Genomic DNA, 24,609 nt, shown 5'->3' with positions numbered 1-24,609 from the left:
TATGAGACGATCACGGTTGCGGCCGGCGATCACTACATGCAGGGGTTCCTGAGATGTAGTGGCAAGGTCTAACGCAATGCGGCCCGAAAAGGCACCCGTGCCGGAAATCAGAATGTCGGTCTTCGGTTTCTCAAGTGGTGAAGCCATGGTGGTGTTCCTCCCTTTTATTGATTGAGTCTATCCCAGACGTCGACGCCGTCGTTTGGCAACTTGTGTTTCATGATGCGTTGGCTGGGTGTTCGTTCGAACGAACTGACGAATGCGATGTAACGGGGCAGCTGATAATGTGCGAGACGGCTTTTCAGCCAGTCGTTTAACTCATGGGCATCAGGGATGCTTCCGCTCTTTAGCTGGACAAAAAGCTTGATATCCTGCTCACCGATCTCGGCTGCAACGCCGATCATCGCGCAGTCTTCTACATCTGGATGATCAGCGACCACATGCTCGACTTCCCAAGCGGAAACATTTTCGCCTTTGCAACGCACACTATCGGTCATGCGCCCGTGGAAGAAAAGGTTGCCATCTTCATCCCATGATCCCAGATCACCGGTAAAAAAGCCTTCGGCGCGCAATGCCTTGGCAGTTGCTCCGGGGTTGCGGTAATAGCCGGGAAAAATAGCGCCATCGATGGAAGTGTTGACGACGATTTCACCTTTCCCCTGTCTGACGATCGCACCATGCTTGTCAATGAGTTTGACTGTAAACCATGGAACTGTGCGCCCGACTGAACCAACAACACCCCTATCATTGAATGTGGTAAGGCTCGAGGCTTCGGTCATGCCGTAACACTCACGGATTTGCACACCGAAGCGTTCTTCGAATGCGCGCCATACTTCGATGGCACAACCACCACCCCATGCAATCCGCACGTTATGATCGCGATCTTTCTCCGATACTGGTTGTTTCAAAAGGATTTGAACTATGCCACCGAGATGGTGGATATGCGTCGATCCCGCCTGTCGCAGTTCATCCCAAAAGCGGCTTGCACTAAAACGATCGGAGATGGTGAGGGTGACATTGCGCACCAATGGCAGAAGTAAAACCTGAGCACCACCAATGTGGAAGAATGGCTCCCACATGTAAAAATTGTCTTGATCCTTAGCGTCTGAACAAACTGCTACAGCTTCTGCTGCTAACCGCAACATTCTGTGTGTCACCAACACGCCCTTTGCAGGGCCAGTTGTACCCGACGTGTACATAATTGCAGCGACATCGTCGGCAGTAGGCAGTTTTGCCACGAACTGTACTGCGGCATCTAAATCTGGCATTGCTTGATTATCAATTTCTACGACGCTCGGTAAATTCGAAGCACCGCACTCGGTGATAATTGGGCAATACTCGCTGTCGGCAATAATCAGTGCAGGCTGACTATGGCTAACAATGTATTCGAGCCCAGCCCCTTTAAGTGCCGTGTTGACCGGCACCCAGGATGCGCCCGAGCGGGTTATCGCATAGATCATCGCTAAAGCAGCTGGGCTGTTGCGCATCATCACTGCCACACGGTCCTTTGGCTTGATGCCGCTGTCACGCAGTTTTTGAGCGAAGATTGCTGAGGCGTTTTCGAGCTTTGCAAAGCTGATGTCGCCGGTCGGGTGTCGTGCAAAAAGTTGTTCAGGTGTTTTTGCCGCTTTTTCAAGCAGAAGGTCGACATAAGTATGGGAGGTCAGCATGGTCTCTAAACCTGTAAATCTGGATTATCTCGTCACAGGCTGTCGGCCTCATAAAGAAGGCCAACAGCCGAGAAAGAATTTGGGAGGATGTTTCGAAATTTAGAAAGCTCAGCTCCGCTTCAGTTTATCAGCGAGCAGCAGGATCACCGTGACAATAGTCAGAACCACAACTGATACTGCAGCCAATGTTGGGTTGAGCTGGAGGATCATGTCATCCCACATCTGTTTTGGCAGCGTTGATTTCAGCCCACCACTTACGAAGATCGCAATTGTGAGTTCGTCAAAGGACGTGACAAAAGCAAACAGAAACGCTGAAACAATGCCACCACTGATCAGTGGAACTGTGATGAGACGTAAGGTCTGGAAGCGACCGGCACCCAGCGACTGAGCTGCTTGGTCAAGTCGCCAGTCATAACTCTTTAAAACCGCTGCAATTGCGACAAAGGTGAAAGGAATAGAGAGGACAGTGTGGCCGATTACCAATCCTGCATTAGTCGCCACCAGCCCGATTTGGGCGAAAAGATAGAAGAGGCCGACTGCTATAACGATCCGCGGAACAATCATTGGTGCAAGCATGAAGGCGAAGATCAATCCACTCCAGCGTGACCGCGAGCGCGCAACAGCAAGTGCCGCAAATCCGCCAATGAGCGTCGCAAGGATAGCCGTAACGAAGGCAACGCCAAATGATCGTATAGTGGCGGAAGTCCAGATCGGAGAATTGAAGTAGGTCTCGAACCAGCGAAGACTATAGCCGGGTGGTGGGAACTCTAGAAAGTTAGAACTAGTAAAGGCAATCGGGATAACCAGCAGTGTCGGAGCAATCAAGAACACCAAAACAGCGGTCACATAAGTCGGCAGAACGCGCAGACGTGATGGTAGATGATCGCTGAAGATCGCCGTTACACTTGCAAGCTTTTCGAGAAAAACAAGTCCCCAGCGACGCAAAATTCCATCCGACGATGCATCACGGGTTCCTGCACCTGATGAAAGTGAAGACAAACCAAAGAGATGGTTATAAATCCAGCATGCAAGCATGGCTGTAACAAGCAACATGGTAGCAAGTACACCTGCACATGCCCAATTTACCAATTCCTGCACTTGTACGATGATCAACTGTGCCAACATTGTCTGTTGACGACCACCCAGGAATGCCGGAACGATAAAGAAGCCGAGTGATGTAATGAAGGTGAGCAAACCACCTGCGGCCATACCCGGAATAGACAAGGGGAAATAGACCATCCAAAAGCGATGTGAATTACCTGCTCCAAGAGTTCCTGCTGCTTGGCCAAGCCTGCGATCAATGCCCGCCATAACAGGCATCATTGTGAGAACGGCGAGCGGCATCATGGCATGAACCATGCCGACAATGACGCCAAACTCATTATACATCAGCGGTAGAGGTCCGCTTATGAGACCTGCACCACTGAGTAGACGGTTTAGAATGCCATCATTGCCAAGAAGTAGCATCCAAGAAAATGTCTTGACGAGGTAGCTGGTCCAGAATGGGACAAGGACCAGAAGGAGCATCTGATTGCGGCGGCTTTCTTTGAGGCCAGACAACCAATAAGCGAGAGGGTATCCCAAAAGGAGCGAGAAGAAAGCAGTCAGTGCTGCTATACGGAATGTGATACTCAGAATGCGCCAGTAAACTTCTCTATCGACCAGTTTGGCATAATGCAGGGTCGTCAGACTGCCGTCTGCATCTTGTACGCTCAATGCCAAGAGCCGAAACACCGGCACAAGAAAAAAAATGCAAAGAAAGGCAATCGCGGGTAGCGCGAGCCACAAAGGACCAAACCTGAACGGGCCTGATCTCAGGAACAGAGTGCGTGAAGTATTTGTTGCTATATTCATGCCACCAACGCCGCCTGTTGGTTTGACCAATGATAGGTAATCGGATCACCGACGGCAGGCATGGTACTTGTACCATCGTGGAGAACGATCAGAGTCGCCCCATCCCTCAGTGTCACGAGGAAACGCGTGTCCGAACCAACATAAACCACTTCGGAAACGGTGCCGTTGATATTGCTGACATAGGCACTTTCACTGCTTCCCTGTTTCATCTGTTCGGGGCGCAAAACAATATGCGCCACGCTACCGACCGGCAACTTGTTCCTGTTCAGAACTGGGAACCGTCCGTGTTGCGTTTCGACAAGCGCGGAATCACCAGACTGCTCAACGATTTTGCCGTCAAGGATATTGGACATGCCGATGAACTTTGCAGCAAACACACTTGTTGGTTCGCTATAGATCTCGCGTGGTGTTCCAAGCTGTTCGATTTTGGCGTGGTTCATAAGGCAGATGCGATCCGAGAGAACAAGTGCCTCTTCCTGATCATGCGTCACGTAAATGACTGTAGTACCGAATTCACGATGCAGGCGTTTGATTTCAAACTGCATATGCTCGCGCAGGTTTTTGTCCAGCGCGCCGAGCGGCTCATCCATCAAAATGATTTGCGGGCGATAAACAAAGCATCGGGCAAGCGCAACACGCTGTTGCTGCCCACCTGAAAGCTCGCGCGGAAAGCGTGATGCGAATTTTTCGAGCTGCACCTTGGCCAGTGTTTCGGTAACGCGCGCGCTTACTTCCGTGCTTGAGGTGCCGCGCATTTTTAATGGAAAGGCGATGTTTTCGCTGACTGTCATATGAGGAAACAGCGCGTAATGTTGGAAAACCAATCCCATGTCACGCTTGTTTACAGCGGTATGTGTGTAGTTTTTTCCGTCGACCCAAAGCTCACCATGAGTGGGGTCTACCAAACCAGAGATCATCTGTAAAAGCGTTGTTTTTCCAGAACCGGAGGGGCCGAGAAGGGTGACGAACTCACCAGTGTTAACAGTCAGATTGCTAGGTTCAAGCGCGGTAACGCTGCCATACTCTTTGCCCAACCCTTTTATCAGCATCTTTGGAGTTTGTTGTGATGTCACTGCATTCATGTTGAAGCCCTGATGCGCTGCAAACAGCGCAATTTAGTATATGGAAGTAGGGGAAGGGATCAGACAGGCACTGGCCGCTACTCTTACTTATGGTGCAAAAGCAAATCGATGTGCCTATCTGGCCGCATAAGCTGACGGGCTTTAAAACAGCAGCCAGCTGTTGAACCGCTCGGTCATCTCTGCACGATTTGCGCTCCACCAATCCTCATCGGCAAGACGCATCTTGCTAATGTTCTGTGGCGCAGTTGGCAGAATTTTAGCGCGCTCAGCTGGAATAAAGTCGTAGGCTTTCTTGTTCGTAGGGCCATAGGCGAGTTCTTCGGTGAACAAGGCCTGCTGTTCGGCGCGCGAGCAGAACTTAATGAATTCGCGTGCCTGATCCGCGCGCGGGTTACCTTTAGGAATGGCCCAACCTTCAATGGAGTAAAGTCCCTGGTCCCAGTGAATCTCTGCGGGCACATTGCCATCGATGGCTGATTGTAATCGAGCATTCCAGCCGCTGATCATCGAAACTTCACCGCTCTGGAGCAGTTGTGTTGATTGTGCGCCGCCAGTCCACCAGACCGAGATGTGGTCCTTAATCTTATCAAGGCTCGCAAAAGCGCGGTCTACGTCCAGCGGATAAAGCTCAGCGAGCGGCACACCATCGGCAAGGAGAGCCTGTTCCAATGTGTCGATTGGATTTTTGCGCAAGGAACGACGACCAGGGAATTTCTCGACATTCCAGTAGTCGGCCCAATTTTGCGGAATATTGTCTTTTAGCAGGTCAGTGCGGGTTGCAAAAATATGGCAATAGATTGTGATGCCGAGGAAGTCATCAAAAACTGCCTCCGGCATAATATCAGGTACTTGATCTTTGGTGATGCCGGTTGGTTCCAGAAGTCCGGATTCCGAAAGAATCTTACGTGCTGAAAGCGTTAGGGTACTCAAATCCCATATGTAGCTTTTTGTTTCAACAATCGACTTGAACTGCGCTGTCGGCTCCGCTTCACGGGCGACATTGACGATCTTGATGCCAGTTTCTTTTTCAAATGGATCGTAAAACGCTTTGCGAAACGCGCTATTGAAAGGGCCGCCTGGGTCAGCCAGGGTGAGTGTTGTCTGAGCCAGTGCGGGGCGCAGAATAGCGGGTGTTGCGAGTACCGCACTCGCACCTGCAAGCAGCGTGCGGCGGGTTAGCGTGAAAGACGATTTCGTAGTCATGGTGCTCCCTTTATTATTGTTTCAAAACCGTTCTGATGTTTTGAGTGGGTTCCCCTGCCTTGAGCAGTTTTGATTATGATCGGTTTGCCGATCTTATGGTGCGGGACAGGCGGTACCCATCCCGCAATGTTTGACGGCGTTAAGTTATGAAGCTTTTCGCGCCTTACGTGCAGCAAAGAAGGCTTCCATCATGCGAGCAGGTTCCCCTGTCGCATAGGCTTCGCGCTGAATGCGAACACCAGAAGAAAGTGCATCCTGTAGGCCCGCTTCGGTCATTTCATAGAAACGCTGGCGATTGAGGCGCATGGCCACTGGTGGCTTGGCAGCCAATTCTTCACCAAGTGATTGAGCTGCAGCGTGAACCTGATCCTGTGGAACAATGGTGTTGATGAGGCCGATGCGGTGCGCCTCGTCGGAATCAAGCAGACGTCCCGTTAAAACCAGATCGACAGTGCGGGCAAAGCCGATCATTTCCCGCATAATCCAAGAGCCGGTCGTGGTTGGAATGCCGGAATTGATTTCCGGCTGGCCGATACGGACATCAGCATGTGCGATACGAATATCGCAGAGAAGAGCCACCTGAAAAGCCGATCCCGCTGCGACACCGTTAAGTGCAGCAATGATAGGCTTGGATAGGGTTCTGATCCGTGTGTAGAGGCGTTCCCATTCCCCCATCCAGACTTCTGCACGATCTGCGTCGAATGTCTTGGTTTCATTTAGGTCCTGACCCGCTCCGAATGCGCGATTGCCAGCGCCGGTCAGAATGACGGCCTTAACTTCAGCGTTATCTTCCGCGGCCTGAAATGCCTTGATCAGCTGATCGCGCATCGCAGTGTTCCAGGCATTCATCACTTCCGGTCGGTTCAAAGTGATCGTTAGAACCGAATTTTTGAGAGAGGTGAGGATGAACTCAGACATCAATGTGTTCCCACTTACTATTGTAATGCAATAATTGTTATTGTATTTTGAATATTGCAATTGCAGTTTGTCAAGGCCGTTTTACTAATTTATGGAAAACCCGTGATGAGACGGGAGAATTGCTCGACCGTTTCAAGGCTGATCTGATGATGTATAAACAGGTAAAAATTTGGAGATGGGCCGCCTACGCGGGCAACGGTTCAGAGGGCAAAGCTCTCCTTAATGCAAGGCGCGATAATGAAAGAACCATTGAATTTGACAAAAGAAAAACAGTTGAGATCGTCGGAAGATTTGGCAGATATTGGCGGTGAAGCTTCAGGTCGCGGCGATGCGCTCATGGTGCGTTCGGTTGAAAAAGCATTCCGTGTATTGGGAGCTTTTAATTCTGACCAGTCCACACTGAGTCTTTCTCAGATTGTCAGCTTGACCGATCTAGATATGAGCGCTGCGCAGCGCTTTACGCATACGCTGATGAAGCTTGGTTTTCTCGCTAAAGACCCAATCACGCGTCAGTTCGAGTTGACTGCGAAGACGCTGGATTTGGGTTTTCATTACGTTCGAGCGAACAAGCTGATAGATCGTGCGATGCCTTATCTGCAGCATCTGAGTAAAGAAACTGAAGAGACGATTAATTTAACCGTGCCCGATGGCACCGAAATTGTGTTCGTTTCGCGTTTTCTGAGCCGCCATGTGCTGAATACAGACGTCATTATCGGGACGCGTATGCCTGCTTATTGCACAGCACCCGGTTTGGCTATTCTGTCGCGTTTGCCGGAAAGCGAAGCACAGGCGATTCTCGATCAGACACACTTTCGTAGTTATAATGCCAATACGATCACCGATCCAAAATCGATCATGAATGATATTCGTCGCTTCCGCGAAGATGGTTATGCGACGGCCTTCGAACAGGTCTATCACGGCGATGGATCAATTGCCTCGGCGATCACCGGACCGGATGGACGACCTATTGCGGCGATCAACATTGCAGCATCTTTGGCTCGATACTCGCGTAAAGATATCGTGTCGCGTTTCAGCCCTTATGTAATTGCAGCTTCAAGGACAATTTCCAAAGCCTGAGACAAGGCTACGACTTTTATCAAAAGTCTAAACACTATCCCACTCTGTCGCAGTCCCCAAAAACACTGTTGACAGAATTGACGCGGTACGGAATGTTTGCATTAAAATAGCAAATATTGCATTGCAATACTTAATGGGAAGCCCGATGAATGCCACTCTTGGAAAAGGGCAGCTTGTTGCCGCAGTCGCGTCACTAGGGAGCCCGCTGACGTTTACTTTTGACGGAGTTGAATTTCAGGGGTTTGAGGGGCAGTCAGTTCTCGCGGCACTTCTGCAAAGTGGCAAGGTTTTGCGATATTCTGAGTTCGACGGAATGCCGCGTGCAGGGTTCTGTTTAATGGCTGCTTGTCAGGATTGCTGGGTTTGGACAGTTGAAGGCAAGCGTTTGCGTTCGTGCTCAACCGTGCTGCGCCAAGGTATGGAGTTGCTGAGTGCTTTTGAAGCGTGGGGACAGCAATGATACGTCCTCTTATTATCGGATCGGGACCGGCGGGTATTAGTGCTGCACAAACACTGATTGAGAACGCTGCGCTTATCGGTCAACCAATCGAACCAACTTTATTGAGCGAGGCACCGTTTCCCGGCGGGCAAGGGTTACGCAGGCTCAATGCCCAAATGCAATTTGATCCGCAGAAACTCTTTCGCAATGAAGAGGAAAAATACCTGAATTTCCATATTCAGGCCAATAGGCTGATAGGACAAATAGACTATCGCCCGCTGACCACAGTGTGGTCTCTATATGAAGGCACAGCTTTTGTGGAGAGTGCTGGCCAAGTGGATGAACTGGCCTATTCGCACGTCATCATTGCCACCGGTGCAACAGACAAGATCATTCCGACAAAAGGTTGGACCTTACCCGGCGTTTACTCTCTCGGAGGCTCTCAGGTTGCGTTGAAAGATCAGGGCAGTTTTATTGGCCGAAAAGTAATTTTTGCAGGAAGTTCGCCTTTGCTACTTCTCGCGGCACTGCAATATCATCGTCTGGGTGCAAAGAATATTGTCGTGCTGGATACGACACCGCTCTGTAGCAAGCTTAAGGGGCTGGCTGGGCTTCGACACAGCTTCAAGACCGCATTTCAGGGCGCGCGCTATATGGCTGAGCTGAAACGTGCGTGTATTCCGGTTTACAGCGGCGTCTCTCTCGATGAGATTAAAGGTACCACAAGTGTTGAAGGTCTAAGTTTTCGTGATCGGAAAGGCAAACGCTTTAGTCTTTCCTGCGATGCAGTTGCTCTTGGTTATGGACTGCGTGCCGAAACACAGCTTGCAGAATTAGCAGGCTGCCAATTTGAGTTTGATCCGGATTTTCGTCAGTGGTTACCTGTGACAGATAACGATGGTCGCGGAGGCAAAGGTGTCTATCTGGCAGGTGATGGCGCTTCAATTGGGGGCGCCGACTGCGCCATTCAAAGTGGAAGGCTTGCTGCCTTTGCAATGCTCGAGGATATCGCGGCACAGGCAAACATAGAATTGCGGCATGAACAACGAATGGCTTTGCGCCAAAAGAAGCTTCAAGCAGCGTGTGCCGTGGCTCGATATCGTTCATTTCAGCGTAACCTTGCCAAAATTTTTCGCTGGCCGAGTGATAAGGTATCGGTAATTGGTGACGATACTGTTGTCTGCCGTTGCGAAGGTGTTTCAGCTGGTGAAATCCGCAAAAGCATCACCCAACAAGTTGGTCCCGTCGAGGTAAACCGCGTGAAGGCTATCACCCGTTGCGGGATGGGTCGCTGCCAAGGACGATTCTGTGGTTTGGCTCTTGCTGAAATTACGTCTCAGGCGACTGGTCTTAAGATCGAAGAAGTTGGTCGGTTACGTGCGCAAGCGCCCGTCAAACCATTGAATGTTGCTGCTGCCACTCTGGTTAGCTCAACATGACGTCACCCAAAGAAACGCAAACGCTTATCATTGGCGGCGGTTTAAACGGTGCATTTACTGCTTTCTTTTTAGCGCGTGCTGGCCATCGCGTTACGGTACTGGAAAAAGCATTTGTGGGCGCTCAGTCCAGCGGCGCAAACTTCGGCAACCTCCGCCTTCAGGGCCGCGATGTTCGGCAATACCCATTATCAATGCGTTCGCAGGAGCTGTGGGAGCAGCTTGATCACCTGACTGGTGATACATGTGAGTATGACCGCTCAGGCCACATCTACCTCGCATATAATGACGAGGACGTTAGTAAACTTGAAGCTTATGCGATAAATTCTCGCAATTTTGGGCTCGATATCGAGGATGTTGACGGGGCGGAGATACGCAAGCGTTTTCCCTATCTAAGCAAGAATATCGTTGCTGGTACTTATTCAGCTCGCGATGCAACGGCCAATCCACGTCTAGCAACGCCAGCAGTTATGCGTGCTGCAAAAGCTTATGGTGCCGAGCTGATTGAGAATTGCGAGGTGCTCGATACAAAGCCTGCACCTGGCGGCTTTGTAATAGAAACGCGTGAACACGGCATGTTTCGTTCAGAGCAGTTGGTGAATGCTGCTGGAGCGTGGGGAGGGGCCGTTGCACTGCAATTTGGCGAGGAAACGCCGCTCTTTTCTGCGGGGCCACCGCAATTCGTAACAGAGCCGCTTCCATACTTCATTCGGCCATCTGTGCAAGCTGTGGCTGGCAATGTGATTTTCCGACAAATATCGCGTGGCAATGTCATTGTTGCGGGGTATCCGCGCACGGCGAGTGATCTCAAAAATCAGCGTACAGTGGTGCCGCCACATAAAACTTTAGCTGGGATGCAGAACCTTGCCGAAGTAGCACCTATTCTGAGAAATGCGCAGATCATTCGGGTGTGGTCTGGCATGGAGGGTTACTTACCAGACATGATCCCTATAATTGGCCCAAGTGCTACAACACCAGGCCTATTTCACGCCTTCGGTTGTTGCGGCCACGGCTTTCAGATCGCACCGGGAGTTGGTGTCGTTTTGTCGGAGATGATTTTACAAGGCGGCTCAAATACCCCCGTAGGAGACTTCAGTATCGAACGATTCCGCAATGCTGTGACCGCACATGATAAAATTAAGAAAGAGTTTGATTGAAGCTGAAGTCCAGCCGACTTCATTTGTATTGTCTGAAAAGAGTATCGATTAATCTCTGTCCTGATGAATTAATCCCTTCAAATCGCATTGATAGAAGGGTAAATTGTCATGGGTGGAGTTCCTATAAATAGGACAATCAATGTCTTGTAATGATCCTGTGACCTTCGATGTATGGCAACCTGTTCTGGAATTGCGCAAAGGTTCGACCAAGCATCGCCTCCTAACAGACAAGATCGTGGAAGATATTGAAAAAGGTGTGCTTAAACCCGAGACGCAGATGCCAACGCATCGCGATTTGGCACATAGGCTCGGGTTGTCCGTTCAGACAGTGAGTATCAGCTATAAAGAGGCTGAGCGACGTGGTTACTTGCGCGGCGAAGTTGGACGCGGCACCTATGTTTGTAATCGTGTGACAGAACGGGCTGATCGCTTCATGCTTGATCGCGATCCAAGCGGTACAGCTGATCTTTCTATCATACGCGCTGTCTATATGGGCGCTCATGAGCGCGCTTCTCGAAAACTTTTTGAAGAGATGAGCCAGACAGATAATGCGAGCTTCATGCGGCCCTGTCGTCCAATTGCTGGTCTCGATCTCCATCGCAATGTGGCTTGTGAATGGCTGCGTGGCTTATCGGTCGACGTTGATCCCGGTCGAGTGATTATCACGAATGGCGCAGCACATGGGCTTTTCCTCGCCGTCGCTGCTGTGGTGCAGCCCGGCGAAGTAGTTCTGACAGAAAACCTAACTGATCACGGTATCATCGGTATGGCCAATGTGCTGGGTTTTACGCTGCGCGGTCTTCCAACTGATCGAGAGGGTATATTACCTGAAGCCCTAGAAACCGCATGTAAAGCGGGTGATGTGAAAGCGCTGGTAATCATTCCAACACTTGGGAATCCGACCAGTCATCTGATGAGCGCAGAAAGACGTATCACAGTGGCTGATATCGCTCGCCGATACGGTGTTTTTGTCATCGAGGACGAAGTCTATAAGCCTATCCTTGAGGAGCGATTGCCATCAATGCCAGAATTATTGCCAGAGCTTGGCTTTTTCGTCACCAGTTTCACCAAGACAGTGATGACGGGATTGCGTACAGGCTATCTGGTTGTTCCGGCAAATTACTCTATCCGAGTAACGTCGATCCTGCGTGTGACGAGTTGGAGCGGCGTTAATCTGGTTGCAGAAATGGCCAGTCGCTGGATTGAAGATGGCACCGCAACACAACTGCTAGAAATCCAGCGGAATGAACTGCGCCTGAGACAGTCTCTGGTAAGCGACATTCTCGGAACGCATGTCATTGGAAGCAATCCGCTGTCGCTATGTGCCTGGTTGCAGATTCCACGTAACTGGTCTGAGGATGGATTAGTCCGGGCCTTGGCCAGCAAAGGTGTCGCAGTGACACCGTCCGATCCATTTGTTGCCGGTGCAGAACGGGGCAATGGTGGTATCCGTATCTGCCTTGGCGGAAGGCTTTCACAGTCCGCCTTGCAGATGGCGCTTGAGACAATTCGCGAGACATTCGCACAGTTGCCGCCGGTTTATGACGTGAGTTCAATCGCCTGAGATCAGAGTACTGATTGCAAAAACTCTTTGGTTCGTGCTTCACTTGGCGCCTGGAAAATCTTTTCGGGCGTGCCTTCCTCGCAAATTCGCCCTTTATCGAAGAAACACACTCGATCTGATACTTCGCGTGCAAATCGCATCTCGTGGGTGACTAGAAGCATAGTCAGATCATGTTCTTTTGCGAGGCTGCGAATAACGGATAACACTTCGCCCACAAGCTGAGGATCAAGCGCGGAGGTCGGTTCATCGAAGAGAAGAACGCGTGGTCGCATTGCAAGTGAACGGGCAATTGCCACACGTTGCTGCTGACCGCCAGAGAGCTGAGACGGATAATGGTCCTTTTTATCGGTGAGGCCAACAAGCGATAAGAGTTCAAGGGCACGGGCCTCAGCTTCTCCACGTTTCATGCCCAGTACATGTATAGGGGCTTCTATGATGTTTCTGAGAACAGACATATGCGGGAAAAGATTGAAGCTTTGGAAGACCATCCCGACATGGGATCTGATCTTGCGCAAATGCGTTTCACTTGCCTTAAAATGTCCTTTACCGCTGGGTTCATGATAGGGCTCCCCAGAAAGCTCTAAGCTGCCTTCCTGAAATGGCTCGAGCGTCATCAAAATTCGAAGCACTGTCGACTTCCCGGAACCGGATGGCCCAATCAGCGTGACTTTCTCGCCCGTTTTGACCGAGAAATTGAAGCGATCAAGCACGGTCAGCGCACCAAAGCGTTTCGTTACGTCCTTAAAGCGGATAATTTCCTTGGTCATTTAAGAGCAATCCCGTTCTTTGGAAGTGTGCGTTCGAGCAGACGGATTAGAGCTGAACAGATGAGTGTCAGCACTAGGAAGATCAGGCCGACCATGGATAGTGGAACCAGATATTCGAAGGTTCGATCACCAATCAGATTGGCTAGGTTGAGCATATCCACAATGCTGACAACCGATAAAACCGGCGTCTCTTTGAGCATGGAGACGAGGTAATTTCCCATTGCAGGCATAATGCGCGGGATGGCCTGCGGAACAATAATATCCCGATAGGTGCGCCAGGGCGTGAGGTTTAACGCACGCGCTGCTTCCCACTGGCCACGCGGAATTGCTTCTATACCGCTGCGATAGACCTCAGATGTATAAGCTGAATACTGTAAACCGAGTGCTAAAGCACCGGTGAGGAATGCAGGTAACACGATACCGTACACGGGCAGCACGTAATAGAGAAAGAACAATTGAACTAGCAGCGGTGTGTCACGCAGAAATTCCACTACAACCACTGTTGGCCAGGAAATGATCTTGTATGGGCTGCGCCGCAAAAGCGCAAAAACAAGACCAAGCACTAGCGCGATGGCAAAACCAGTGGCAGCTGCCTTAAGCGTTACCGTCAGGCCAACCGCCAGAATGGGCAGAATGGAAATAGCAAAAGAGAGTGTAGACGAAGTGTCCCAGGCGTATCCGTAAATCATGCGAAACCTCCGGCCATCGTTTTGCGACGAAGGTGCCTTTCGAGCCAGCGAATGGCTGTGGCAAGAACGAGTGCCATAGCGAAGTAGCCAAGCAGCGTCAGAGAATAAATCGTGACATTATCAAGTGTCAGATTACGCAGACGTTGAGCTTGGAAGGTGAGATCGCTTATCGCAATGAGTGAAGCAAGAGCCGTGTCTTTGAGATTGTGAATAGCGAGATTGCCAAAAGCAGGCATCATTTCAACGATGGCCTGAGGTAAAACGATGTGAAACAGCGTGTGGGTTTTGCCGAAGTTTAATGCGCGCGCTGCTTCATGCTGCGCCTCCGGTACTGCCTGAAGTGCTCCACGCACCACTTCCGCGCCATAAGCTCCGATGTTCAGCCCAAGCCCCATGATACCAGTGGTGATAGGGTCGAAAGAAATGCCCACCAAAGGAAGCGCGTAATAGAGCCAGAACAATTGTACGAGCAGCGACGTACCGCGAAAAATCTCGATATATATGATGGCAACTGTAGAAAGGATCGGCCCACCGGCAAACCGGGCAATGCCAGCAGCAAATGCGAGTATAGTACCTATGGCCATCGAACTTAGCGCGAGGACAATTGTGATTTGAGCCCCTTTGAACAGGGCGGGAAGATATTCCGTCCAGTGCATATGGTCCTCTCCCGTCTAAGATGAGATGAAGTCTGCCAAGCCGTTCTCAAGCCTGGCAGACAGCAAAAACATTACTTTGCGTTGCAGAGGCTTGCTGTATCGACGGTGCGCGCGGCTTCAACGCTTTCTTCGCTAAGCCCATATGTCATCAGAATTTTCTCGTAGTCGTCAGTTTTTTTAAATTCGATCAGCGCCGTGTTGAACGCTTCATAGAATTCTTTGTCTTCCGGGCGGAAGCTGAATGCTCCAAAACTGCGCGCGGATTTTCCATCCACAACTGGATCGGTAAACGGGTGCGCCTGTTCAAGCTCCGGCGAGTTTTCCACGAGCTTTGCTACGGTCAATTCAGTGGCTGCATAGGCATCAGCACGGCCGGTTTGAACCGTTGATGGTGCGTCGGCATTGCCTTGGATCATAACGATCTGGGATTCATCAATGCCCATACCATGCAGAAAGTCGATCTGATCGGCACCCGAAACAATGGCAACCTTCAGCGATGGGTCTTTCTTGATGTCGTCATAGGAATGGATGTTTTTCGGGTTGCCTTTGGGAACCAGAAGGCCCTCGCCATAGCTTGAATTTGCGACAGTAAACTGGACCTGCTTGCAGCGATCCGGCAGGACGTTCTGCTCCGCTCCCACAAATTCAAAGCGTTTGGCCTTTAACCCCGGAATAAGCGAACCAAATGGGGTTACTGTCCAATCAATTTCCTCAATACCAAGTTTCTTAAAAACTGCTGCGGCAACATCCGGACCGATACCCTTAGCAGCGCCGCTGGCATCCATATATCCGTAAGGAACTTCGTTTGCGGTTGCCCCGCGAACAAAGCCCGCGCTTTTCAAGTCATCAATCGTGGTTGCCTGTGACGGGAGAGCCATTACAACGACAACTACAGTCGCAAGCAGGGTAGAGATTTCAGTGAGTTTAATACGCATTGTGTTCACTCCTCTTTATGAATGCCGGTTGATTTTTGTTCCGGCTTGTCAATTGGATGGTAATTATCTTCTTATCCGGAAGCGGGCTCTCCGCTTATGGTCGCGATAACTGAGAGGCAATCGCCCATCTTGATAAGACCTGGAAAGTGGCGGGCGGCAAGGATACCATCGAGGGCCGCACGATATTCCTGTGGTACTGCTCCCGTACGCGTCACCGAATGGACGCGGGCGATAACATCACCTTTACGAAGCTCAGCACCTAAATCAACTAAAGGCTCTAAAAGCCCATCCGTATCTGCAAAACCAAAACATTCCTGCGATGGCATATCAAGCCAGGTGGTCGGCGATAGCTCGACTTCGCCTTCCATAATTCCTGCATGGCGCAAAAGATTGCGAATACCACGTTTGGCGATTGTCGCCGTATAGGCTGAGATCGTGCCACCACCAGAAAGCTCAGTCGTAACAAAGACTTTGCCTGCTTCTTCAGCTGTAGTGTCGTACATTCCAACTGCATCGATCTCAATCATCTGCATAGAAAAGGGTGCTGAAAAAGCTTTGACGGCGGCAAAGCAGCGCGCTTCCTGAGCCTTATCTGGCAAGGCATGTGCTGCTGCATAGGGTAGAAAATCCAATGTCCGACCGCCCGAGTGAAAATCCATTACGATGTCTGCGGTGGGCAATAGATAGCGGGTAAAATAGTCAGCAATTTTTTCCGTAACCGAACCATCCGGACGCCCCGGAAAGCTGCGATTGAGATTACCCTTATCTATAGGCGATGTACGTGTACCAGCTATAAATGCCGGATAGTTCATCGCCGGTACAATGATAATGCGACCGGTAATCTGCTCAGGCTTTAGACTGGAAGCGAGATCAAAAAGTGCAACTGGACCTTCATACTCGTCACCATGATTGCCTCCTGTCAAAAGCGCGGTCGGGCCATCACCATTGCGGATCACACAGATGGGAAGCATTAATGATCCCCAGGCTGAATCATCTCTAGACCACGGCAGACGTAAGTGACCGTGCTGCACACCGTCGCGATTAAGATCAACACTCAGTGTAATAGGTGAGGGTCGGGACGGAGGGGATGCGTGCATCATCATGGCACCCTAATCCTTTACAACCAGCTTGCGTGGTACGTTAGAAAGACATTCGACACCTGTTTCTGTAATCACAATGCTTTCTGTTATTTCGAGACCCATTGTCTCAAGCCAAAGACCTGTCATGAAGTGGAATGTCATGCCGGGTTTGAGTTCCGTGCGGTCACCGGGACGCAGGCTCATTGTACGTTCGCCCCAATCGGGTGGATAAGAAAGCCCGATCGAATAGCCGGTACGGTTGTCTTTGATGATCCCATATTTTTTTAATACGGCAAAAAATCCGTTAGCGATGTCTTCGCATGTGTTGCCCGGGCGTGCCGCTAAAAGGCCCGCTTCCATGCCCTCCAATGTTGCTTTTTCCGCATCAAGAAATGCCTGGGTGGGCTTACCGAGAAAGACTGTTCGGGAGAGCGGGCAGTGATATCGCTTGAAGCAACCTGCGATCTCGAAGAATGTGCCTTCGCCCGATTTCATAGGTAGATCGTTCCAGGTAAGGTGGGGTGCAGAGGCGTCAGCGCCTGATGGCAAAAGGGGAACGATTGCGGGATAATCGCCGCCAAATCCATCAACGCCACGAGTTCCGGCGTCATAGATTTCTGCGACCAGATCACATTTGCGCATACCCGGTTCGATCTTTTCGACAATTCGCTGATGCATTACTTCAACTATACGACCGGCCTTACGCATATAGTCGATTTCGGTCGGGCTTTTGATTGCGCGTTGCCAGTTCACAAGACCCTGCGCGTCTTTGAAATGAGCGTTCGGCAAATGTTTTTGCAGTGCATGGTGGGCGGCAGCGGTGTACCAATAATTATCGAATTCGACTGCGATGGTTTTTTTACCCCAACCCCTGTCTTCAAGAATGGACGCAAGCAAATCCATTGGGTGTCGTTCCAGCGACTGCACATAATGATCGGGGTAGCCGATAATACTATCATGGCTGATCCAGGCAGTGCGCTTTGCGCCGTTGCCGTCCTGACCGCGCCCATACCAGAGTGGCTCACCGTCCATGGCAAGCACAACGCATTGGTGGACGTAGAACGACCAGCCATCATATCCGGTCAGCCAATGCATGTTGGACGGATCGGTGACGATAATGACGTCAAAGCCTGCCTTCTCCATAGCGCGCCGGGTTTTGGCAATTCGCTCGTCGTATTCCCCGCGGCTGAAATTGAGTTCCACACTCATTGGCTGGCTCCTGCGTTTTTGCTTGAATCAATCTTTGCACCGACATCGACAAGGATGGCGCGTTGTGTAGCGAGGCGGGCAATGGCGGTGTCCTGAACGCCAGTTCCAGTCAGGTCACAAACAGTAATGGCATTAGGCTCGCGTTTTGCTGTACCAGGATCAAGAATGATCTGGCCTAGTTCCAAGAGATTGGCTTCGGATTTGACAGTACCGGCACTTATGGCGTGATGGAGTTCCCCAAGTCTGCTGGTCTGGTTTGTGCTATCCGCGACATAGATTATTGGGAGCTTGAAAATCGCAGGGTCGAGCTCGTTTTTATGTTCAGCATCTGAGCCCATCGCCGTGACGTGCTGCCCTTCCTCCAGCCACTCAGCCAAAAGGATCGGTGTTTGAGACGGTGTGGTTGTTACGATGATATCTGCACCTTGACAGGCATCTTTGGCATCCGATTTAGCCGTAACGAAAAAGCCGAGCGTATCCATAAGCTCTTGCGCGGTACGTGCTGCTTTCTCTGGATCGCGCGCCCAGATGCGCGCTTCGGTGATGGGGCGCACCAGAGCAAGCGCCTGCAACTGGAGTTTCGCCTGCATCCCTGCACCAAAAATCGTTGCAATATGTGCATTCTCTCGGGCGAGATATTTTGCGGCAACTGCGCCTGCTGCAGCCGTGCGTATATCGGTCAGATATCCGTTGTCGAGCAAAAGCGCTTCAATCAATCCTGTCTTGGCGGAAAACTGGATCATCAGCCCGTTTGTGGATGGAAGGCCGATTGATGGATTATTAAAAAAGCCGGGGCTTATCTTAATGGCAAAGCTGTCTAAGCCCGGAATATAAGCGGTTTTGACGTCTACTTCCCCACGTTGAGCAGGAATGTCGAGACGTAGGATAGGCGGCATACTGACGTCGCCATCTGCAAGCGCACGAAACGCATCTTCCACGCAAGCAATGCTTTCAAGATCAAGAGATATGATCTCTCGAAGATCGGCTTCGGTCAGGATTCTCATTTCGGCCATCAGCCAGCCCTCAGATATTGGTTGTTCATGATTGCGCGGTGTTGCTCTGGATCGATGTTGCCTCCAGATATAATGATGGCTGTTTGTCCGGCAGGTCGAATTTTGCCGCTAACCAAGGCGCCTATACCAACCGCTGCGGCTCCCTCAATGATTTGCCCCTCTTGCAATGCGGAATGCCTTACACCTGCAGCGATTTCTTCTTCATCGAGAAGGATTACGTCGTCCAGCAACGCCCTGCACATCGTAAAGGTCCAGCGGTTGTTAATCCCGATGCCTCCGCCAAGAGAATCCGCCAGCGTATCCAGCTCTTCGACGTTAATTGGCTTGCCCGCTTTAAGGCTTGCATTCATCGCTGCCCCTCGCTTCATTGAGATGCCAATGATGCGGGTCCGTGGGCGCTTTGCTTTCATTGCTGCAGCGATGCCCGCCGCCAAGCCGCCGCCAGAAAGCGGTATAAGGACGGTGTCCACATCTGAAAGATCATCTATTATTTCAAGTCCGATGGTGCCCTGACCCGCGATCACGCGAGGGTCATCAAAAGGCGGAACAGCCTTCATGCCTTCTTCTAATACAAGGCGGGAGACTTCCTCCATAGCATCATCCTGCGATTTGCCAATAATGCGGATGTCAGCTCCCAGATCGCGTATCGCCTCGATCTTGTTGTGTGGAACAAGGGAGGACAGACATATTGTTGTGGTCAGGCCTTGAATAGATGCAGCATGTGCAAGTGCGCGCCCATGATTGCCGGTAGATGCTGTGACAACTCCATTCTGCCGTTCATTTGGTGCGATGGTGAGAATGGCGTTGGTTGCACCGCGTAGTTTGAAGCTGCCAGTCTGCTGATGATTTTCAAGCTTGAGAAACACAGGGGCTCCTGAATGCTCGGTCAGGCTTTCTGAGCGCACAAGCGGCGTTCGTGCGATATGGCCTCGCAGCCTTTCGCGCGCTTTTTCTATTTCAAAAAGGCCAACATTCTCAGACACGTCTTCCGCCTCTCACTCAATCGCAAAAAATGGAGAAACGTTGCGCCGCTTGAGTTTTGGCCGCGCAGTAAACGAGCTGAAATTAGGCGCAAAGATACACCTTCTGCGAAACCGTAAGGCCGCGTTCTCGTTCCCCATATGCTTGTTTTTATCGTTGAGACTAAGATTGGTAGACCAAATAGATCATGTCAATAATTATATTGGATCATTACAATTAAGCTCTGAAATGACTTTCGACGGCTTGCTCTTGAATGGTGGTGGCGACCATGCCAATGAGAATGGAGCATAGACGCACTCACATTGGACCGGTTGAATGAAATCCGCCCTCAAGCTAGACGCTGTTGATCTTCGTATTCTCGAAGCTGTGCAGGAAAATGCGCGGATCACTAAGATTGCTTTGGCCGAAAAGGTCGGACTGTCGCCAACCCCTTGCTGGCTGCGGCTGCGTAAGCTTGAAGAGGCGGGTGTTGTCACAGGCTATCATGCGCGTATCGCTTTTCGCAAAATTGCTCCCATCGCGCATATCATGGTGCAGATTACGCTCGGCAATCATCGTCAGAGTGATTTTGACCGGTTCGAGCGCGCGATCACGGTCATTCCTGAGATTGTTTCGTGCTGGTCTGTCGGGGGGGGCGTTGATTATTTCCTGATGATTATGGCGCGTGACGTTGATGCATATCAACGCCTCATCGATCGCCTTCTTGACCAGAATATAGGTATAGAGCGCTATTTCACTTACATTGTGACCAAGCTGGTAAAAGACGAGAGAACTGGAACGCCGTTGTCGATCCTCGCAGACGATATCGAATAGTCTAAACGATCTGTTTAACCAACAAAGTTTAGACCAATCCTACTGTTCCCGAATGCGCATTTGGTCCGAACATGGGCTCAAAATATGAGATGTTTCTTCCCGAATTGGGAGAAGCACAATGAATGCTGTTCTGGATCATCCGACACAACATGACGGGCTTAACAGGCTTCGGGACAAACATCTCTTTCGCGAATTGAGCTATGTCAACGGCCGTTGGGTTGCTGGCGATAAGGCCGAGACTTTTGCTTTGTCTGATCCAGCTACGGGAAAGCGACTGGCGCGAGTGGCTAGTTTAAACGAAGTTCAAACCCATCTTGCTATTGATGCAGCTCAAGCGATTTTCCCGCAGTGGCGCAACAAATTGCCTCAAGAGCGGGCTGCGATCTTACGTCGGTGGTATGAGCTCATTTTGGCAAATCGCGAAGATCTCGCTTTGCTGATGACACTGGAGCAAGGCAAACCGCTGAATGAATCCCGTGGTGAGATAGACTATGGTGCTGCGTTCATCGAATGGTTTGCCGAAGAAGGCAAACGGCTTAATGGTGAGGCCATAGCAAGCCACTTGCGCAATGCCGAAATGCTGGTGCGGCCAGAAGCACTGGGTGTTGTAGGGTTGGTGACCCCGTGGAATTTTCCAAATGCAATGATTACTCGCAAAGCGGCAGCAGCTATTGCTGCAGGTTGCCCGGTTGTAGTGCATCCTTCGTCAGAGACACCGTTATCGGCGCTTGCATTGGCTGAGCTCGCGGAACGTGCCGGAATGCCAGCAGGTCTTTTCAATGTCATTACAGGAAAAGCTGGGCCAATTGTTGACGCATTGTGTCGGGATGAACGCGTGCGTGCAATAAGCTTCACAGGCTCTACGGAAATTGGAAAACTCATCGCCGCAAAATGCGCAGCCACTCTCAAGCGTCTGGTGATGGAGCTTGGTGGCCATGCACCTCTGATTGTTTTTGATGATGCCGATATCGAGCGCGCGGTCGATGTTGCTATGGCTGCCAAATTTGCAACATCTGGCCAGGATTGTCTTGCGGCGAACCGAATTTTTGTCCAGCGAAGTATTCTTCCAGCGTTCACTAAAGCCTTTGGCGCGCGCATAAACTCTTTGAAGGTGGGCAACGGTCTTGATGCGGATGTCGAAATTGGCCCGATGATGCATAGTCGGGCCGTTGACAAAATTGAAGCGCATGTTCGCGACGCAGTCAAACGTGGTGCCAAAATTGAAATTGGTGGCAACCGTATTGAGAAACAATCTCTGTTCTTCGAACCAACACTGCTGACCAAGGTGCCCGATGATGCTGCAATTATGCATGAGGAAACTTTTGGCCCGGTCGCGGCAATGTCTGTTTTTGATGACGAAGACGAGGTGATCGCACGCGCTAATGCAACGCAATATGGTCTCGTCGCTTATGTCGTGACCACAAATGGTGCACGCCAGCTACGCATGGGCCGCGCACTGGAATACGGAATGATCGCAATAAATCGCGCGAAAATTACCGGCGCTCCGATCCCATTTGGTGGCTGGAAACAATCGGGTCTCGGTCGCGAAGGCTCTCATCAGGGTATCGAGGCTTTCACCGAACTCAAATATCTCTGCATTGATACCGCCGCGTGAAAACGTGGCGATTAGAAAGGAACATGACCATGTTGAACAATAGTAATGAACTCACTGCCTGGGATCGCGATCATTTTTTCCATCCTTCTACACACATGGGAATGCACGCTCGTGGTGAAACTCCAATACGCGTATTGGAAGGTGGTGAAGGCGTTTTCATCACTGATGTGAATGGTCGTAAAAGTCTTGATGCCTTTGCGGGGCTCTATTGCGTCAATGTTGGTTATGGTCGCACGGAAATCGCCGATGCGATTGCAGAACAGGCGCGTAAGCTTGCCTATTATCATGCTTATGTGGGGCATGGCACTGAAGTATCGATCACGCTCGCCAAAATGATTATAGATCGTGCGCCTGCGCATATGAGCCGTGTTTATTTTGGTCTCTCAGGTTCGGATGCCAACGAAACAAACATCAAACTGATCTGGTACTACAATAATATTCTTGGTCGTCCGGAAAAGAAGAAAATCATCTCGCGTTGGCGTGGCTATCATGGCTCAGGCGTGATGACAGGTAGCCTGACCGGCCTCGCAACCTTCCACAATGCCTTCGACTTGCCGCGTGCCCCGATCCTTCATACAGAGTCACCTTACTATTTCCGTCGCGCGGATCGCTCTATGAGCGAAGAGCAGTTTTCGCAACATTGTGCTGACAAGCTTGAAGAGATGATCCTGGCTGAAGGACCCGATACAATTGCAGCCTTCATCGGCGAACCAGTTCTGGGCACGGGCGGCATTGTGCCACCACCCGCTGGTTACTGGCAAAAGATACAAGCTGTTTTGGATCGATATGATATCCTGCTTGTTGCCGACGAAGTCGTCACAGGGTTCGGCCGGCTTGGTAGCGTGTTTGGTTCTGATCATTACGGAATGAAGCCGGATCTCATTACTATCGCGAAAGGATTGACCTCGGCCTATGCCCCGCTTTCGGGTTCGATTGTTTCCGATCGTATGTGGCAGGTTTTGGTGCAAGGATCGGATAAAATGGGGCCAATTGGTCATGGCTGGACATATTCAGCGCATCCGATCTGTGCGGCTGCAGGTATAGCCAATCTCAAGTTAATTGATGAGCTGAACCTTGTTGAAAACGCAGGCTCGACTGGTGTCTATTTCCGTAAGGCGCTTGAGGACGCAATTGGTGGTCACAAGCATGTAGGTGATGTGCGCGGGGAAGGTCTGATGACGGCGGTTGAGTTTGTCGAAGATCGTGATGATCGTAAATTCTTTGACGCTTCGCTGAAGATCGGTGCACAGGTTTCGACGGCACTTCTGGCCAACGGCGTCATTGCTCGCGCCATGCCGGAGGGCGATATCCTTGGCTTTGCACCTCCACTCTGCTTGACACGCGAAGAAGCCGATAAGGTCGTTGATGCAACGGCAAAAGCGATTACAACGGTATTTGCTTAATCGGAATTGCTGAAATGTAGTGGCTGAAGTCATGCTTCGGCCTTACTGCCGTCGAAAGTTTGACCCTCACCGTCTTATGCGATGGTGAGGATTTTCTTTTGACACTGCAGAATTGTCGATTCATAGAACCCGCATGTCGATTGGTCCTAAAGCTATTGCTGATTTAGGCAAACAGATCAGAACATAAATGCCGATTTGAATATATTTCGGGGCGGCGGAATGACTGTTTTTGTTTTTGGGAAGAATAATACTCATATTCAACACCATCTTGGACAGGCAAACTTCGTTGTTCCTTTAACACCCAATATTCAATTGAGAATGCAAGAACTCAAGGCGTCGACCGCTATGCCGTGCGTTCTTGCCATGATCGCTATTGTAGCGGCGTTTTCCGGTCTAATTTTGTCAACAAGCCCGACGTCAGCCCAGCAGGTTTCGGGGCAGGGAGGAGCTGGGGGACAGCACGCAATCAGCCCTCCTCGGGCAGGGGGCTCTGGAGCCGCTGCCACCTCTTATTCAGGTGGTGGAGGCGGTGGAGGCGGTGGAAAGAACGCAACCTCGGCATCCGGTGGTATCGGCGGGCATGGTGGAAGCGGGCCACATGCCCGGGGCGGAGGTGTGGGTGGGTCGTATAACAGCCCGGGTCACGATGGTACGAAGGGTGCGGATGGTGTCGGAAAAGGCTGGATCTGGGCACCGGGCAATTTCGGCCATGACGGGGGAAGTGGCGGCGGCGGTGGAGGTGGCGGCTCTCCATCGCCACTCCCATCGGGACTTATTCACAATATTTCCAACTCTATGGTTGGAGGCGTTGGTGGCACAGGTGGAAATGGTGCCGTTGGCGGGATAGGTTATTCAGCAGCATATTTCCCCTTTTCGTCATACTGGGATGGGACCGGCGGCGGTGGTGGTGCAGGCGGCGGCGGTGGTGGTGGTGGAGCCGGACTGTATTTTACATCGTCCACGCAAGGTTACCTGCCTGCCGATCAGGTTGCCGCAAATATTTCAGCCAATATTACTGGGGGCACCGGCGGCGATGGCGGATACGGCGG

The 24,609-nt window shown here is 51.0% G+C and carries 22 protein-coding genes and 1 pseudogene; 10 read left to right on the top strand and 13 right to left on the bottom strand.

Annotated elements, in window-relative coordinates; all coding sequences use genetic code 11:
• Nucleotides 1-164 precede the first annotated feature (164 nt).
• The 5 genes from CEV34_RS24870 to CEV34_RS24850 all read right to left on the bottom strand — a co-directional run bounded on the left by CEV34_RS24870 (nucleotide 165) and on the right by CEV34_RS24850 (nucleotide 6,727).
• Complete coding sequence (locus CEV34_RS24870) at nucleotides 165-1,670, bottom strand: AMP-binding protein (RefSeq protein ID WP_007880020.1); 1,506 nt, start codon at nucleotides 1,668-1,670, stop codon at nucleotides 165-167.
• Nucleotides 1,671-1,778: 108 nt separating this feature from the next.
• Nucleotides 1,779-3,386, bottom strand: a complete 1,608-nt coding sequence (locus CEV34_RS24865) for an ABC transporter permease subunit (protein ID WP_235819180.1) — start codon at nucleotides 3,384-3,386, stop codon at nucleotides 1,779-1,781.
• Between the two features lie 134 nt (nucleotides 3,387-3,520).
• Complete coding sequence (locus tag CEV34_RS24860) at nucleotides 3,521-4,606, bottom strand: ABC transporter ATP-binding protein (RefSeq protein WP_039860956.1); 1,086 nt, start codon at nucleotides 4,604-4,606, stop codon at nucleotides 3,521-3,523.
• Nucleotides 4,607-4,747: 141 nt separating this feature from the next.
• Nucleotides 4,748-5,809, bottom strand: a complete 1,062-nt coding sequence (locus CEV34_RS24855) for an ABC transporter substrate-binding protein (protein ID WP_007880012.1) — start codon at nucleotides 5,807-5,809, stop codon at nucleotides 4,748-4,750.
• 144 nt (nucleotides 5,810-5,953) lie between these two features.
• Complete coding sequence (locus tag CEV34_RS24850; RefSeq protein ID WP_007880010.1) at nucleotides 5,954-6,727, bottom strand: enoyl-CoA hydratase/isomerase family protein; 774 nt, start codon at nucleotides 6,725-6,727, stop codon at nucleotides 5,954-5,956.
• Nucleotides 6,728-6,774: 47 nt separating this feature from the next.
• Here CEV34_RS24850 and CEV34_RS27185 point away from each other — a divergent pair, with 47 nt between their 5' ends.
• The 6 genes from CEV34_RS27185 (at nucleotide 6,775) to ehuR (ending at nucleotide 12,400) form a co-directional block, all read left to right on the top strand.
• Complete coding sequence (locus tag CEV34_RS27185) at nucleotides 6,775-7,038, top strand: hypothetical protein (protein ID WP_171379739.1); 264 nt, start codon at nucleotides 6,775-6,777, stop codon at nucleotides 7,036-7,038.
• Nucleotides 7,019-7,804 carry an IclR family transcriptional regulator gene (locus CEV34_RS24845; RefSeq protein ID WP_039860964.1) on the top strand — a complete coding sequence of 262 codons (786 nt, stop codon included), beginning with the start codon at nucleotides 7,019-7,021 and terminating at the stop codon, nucleotides 7,802-7,804. Before CEV34_RS27185 ends, CEV34_RS24845 begins: the two co-directional genes overlap by 20 nt.
• Nucleotides 7,805-7,949: 145 nt before the next feature.
• The gene (locus CEV34_RS24840) at nucleotides 7,950-8,264 is read left to right on the top strand and encodes a (2Fe-2S)-binding protein (protein ID WP_007879998.1); all 315 of its coding nucleotides are present in this window, start codon (nucleotides 7,950-7,952) and stop codon (nucleotides 8,262-8,264) included.
• Nucleotides 8,261-9,682 carry an FAD/NAD(P)-dependent oxidoreductase gene (locus CEV34_RS24835; RefSeq protein WP_007879996.1) on the top strand — a complete coding sequence of 474 codons (1,422 nt, stop codon included), beginning with the start codon at nucleotides 8,261-8,263 and terminating at the stop codon, nucleotides 9,680-9,682. The genes CEV34_RS24840 and CEV34_RS24835 overlap by 4 nt, the downstream gene beginning before the upstream one ends.
• Nucleotides 9,679-10,836: an NAD(P)/FAD-dependent oxidoreductase gene (locus CEV34_RS24830; protein WP_007879995.1), complete on the top strand. Its 1,158-nt coding sequence runs from the start codon at nucleotides 9,679-9,681 to the stop codon at nucleotides 10,834-10,836. Before CEV34_RS24835 ends, CEV34_RS24830 begins: the two co-directional genes overlap by 4 nt.
• A gap of 139 nt (nucleotides 10,837-10,975) precedes the next feature.
• Nucleotides 10,976-12,400, top strand: a complete 1,425-nt coding sequence (gene ehuR / locus CEV34_RS24825) for a MocR-like ectoine utilization transcription factor EhuR (RefSeq protein WP_007879994.1) — start codon at nucleotides 10,976-10,978, stop codon at nucleotides 12,398-12,400.
• A 2-nt stretch (nucleotides 12,401-12,402) separates the two neighbouring features.
• Here the strand turns inward: ehuR and ehuA are convergent, their stop codons facing one another.
• From ehuA to eutB, 8 genes are all read right to left on the bottom strand, one after another.
• On the bottom strand, nucleotides 12,403-13,167 hold the full coding sequence (gene ehuA, locus CEV34_RS24820) for an ectoine/hydroxyectoine ABC transporter ATP-binding protein EhuA (RefSeq protein ID WP_007879993.1): 765 nt from the start codon (nucleotides 13,165-13,167) through the stop codon (nucleotides 12,403-12,405).
• Nucleotides 13,164-13,856, bottom strand: coding sequence for an ectoine/hydroxyectoine ABC transporter permease subunit EhuD (gene ehuD / locus CEV34_RS24815; protein WP_007879992.1), 693 nt, complete (start codon nucleotides 13,854-13,856; stop codon nucleotides 13,164-13,166). The genes ehuA and ehuD overlap by 4 nt, the downstream gene beginning before the upstream one ends.
• A complete protein-coding gene (ehuC, locus tag CEV34_RS24810; RefSeq protein WP_007879990.1) occupies nucleotides 13,853-14,512 on the bottom strand; it encodes an ectoine/hydroxyectoine ABC transporter permease subunit EhuC in 660 nt (219 codons plus the stop codon). The genes ehuD and ehuC overlap by 4 nt, the downstream gene beginning before the upstream one ends.
• 71 nt (nucleotides 14,513-14,583) lie before the next feature.
• On the bottom strand, nucleotides 14,584-15,447 hold the full coding sequence (ehuB, locus tag CEV34_RS24805; protein ID WP_007879986.1) for an ectoine/hydroxyectoine ABC transporter substrate-binding protein EhuB: 864 nt from the start codon (nucleotides 15,445-15,447) through the stop codon (nucleotides 14,584-14,586).
• 71 nt (nucleotides 15,448-15,518) lie between these two features.
• Entirely contained in the window at nucleotides 15,519-16,547 is a 1,029-nt protein-coding gene (gene doeB, locus CEV34_RS24800) for a N(2)-acetyl-L-2,4-diaminobutanoate deacetylase DoeB (protein ID WP_039860961.1), read from the bottom strand.
• Between the two features lie 9 nt (nucleotides 16,548-16,556).
• Nucleotides 16,557-17,735, bottom strand: a complete 1,179-nt coding sequence (gene doeA, locus CEV34_RS24795) for an ectoine hydrolase DoeA (RefSeq protein ID WP_007879982.1) — start codon at nucleotides 17,733-17,735, stop codon at nucleotides 16,557-16,559.
• Nucleotides 17,732-18,748: a cyclodeaminase gene (locus tag CEV34_RS24790; protein WP_007879980.1), complete on the bottom strand. Its 1,017-nt coding sequence runs from the start codon at nucleotides 18,746-18,748 to the stop codon at nucleotides 17,732-17,734. The genes doeA and CEV34_RS24790 overlap by 4 nt, the downstream gene beginning before the upstream one ends.
• Entirely contained in the window at nucleotides 18,748-19,731 is a 984-nt protein-coding gene (gene eutB / locus CEV34_RS24785; protein ID WP_007879979.1) for a hydroxyectoine utilization dehydratase EutB, read from the bottom strand. Before eutB ends, CEV34_RS24790 begins: the two co-directional genes overlap by 1 nt.
• A 313-nt stretch (nucleotides 19,732-20,044) precedes the next feature.
• On the opposite strand from eutB, the gene CEV34_RS24780 reads away from it, so the two are divergent.
• The 4 genes and pseudogenes from CEV34_RS24780 to CEV34_RS27250 form a co-directional block, all read left to right on the top strand.
• Nucleotides 20,045-20,542, top strand: coding sequence for an Lrp/AsnC family transcriptional regulator (locus tag CEV34_RS24780; RefSeq protein ID WP_094544740.1), 498 nt, complete (start codon nucleotides 20,045-20,047; stop codon nucleotides 20,540-20,542).
• Nucleotides 20,543-20,660: 118 nt separating this feature from the next.
• Nucleotides 20,661-22,157: an NAD-dependent succinate-semialdehyde dehydrogenase gene (locus CEV34_RS24775; protein ID WP_007879974.1), complete on the top strand. Its 1,497-nt coding sequence runs from the start codon at nucleotides 20,661-20,663 to the stop codon at nucleotides 22,155-22,157.
• Nucleotides 22,158-22,186: 29 nt separating this feature from the next.
• Nucleotides 22,187-23,560: an aspartate aminotransferase family protein gene (locus CEV34_RS24770; RefSeq protein WP_007879972.1), complete on the top strand. Its 1,374-nt coding sequence runs from the start codon at nucleotides 22,187-22,189 to the stop codon at nucleotides 23,558-23,560.
• Nucleotides 23,561-23,905: 345 nt separating this feature from the next.
• Nucleotides 23,906-24,609, top strand: a pseudogene (locus CEV34_RS27250) (hypothetical protein); the annotation flags it as partial.

It is taken from the genome of Brucella pseudogrignonensis, assembly GCF_002252525.1.
In the GTDB taxonomy this organism is placed as follows: Bacteria; Pseudomonadota; Alphaproteobacteria; order Rhizobiales; family Rhizobiaceae; genus Brucella; species Brucella pseudogrignonensis.
This window is presented reverse-complemented; position numbering and strand designations above follow the sequence as displayed.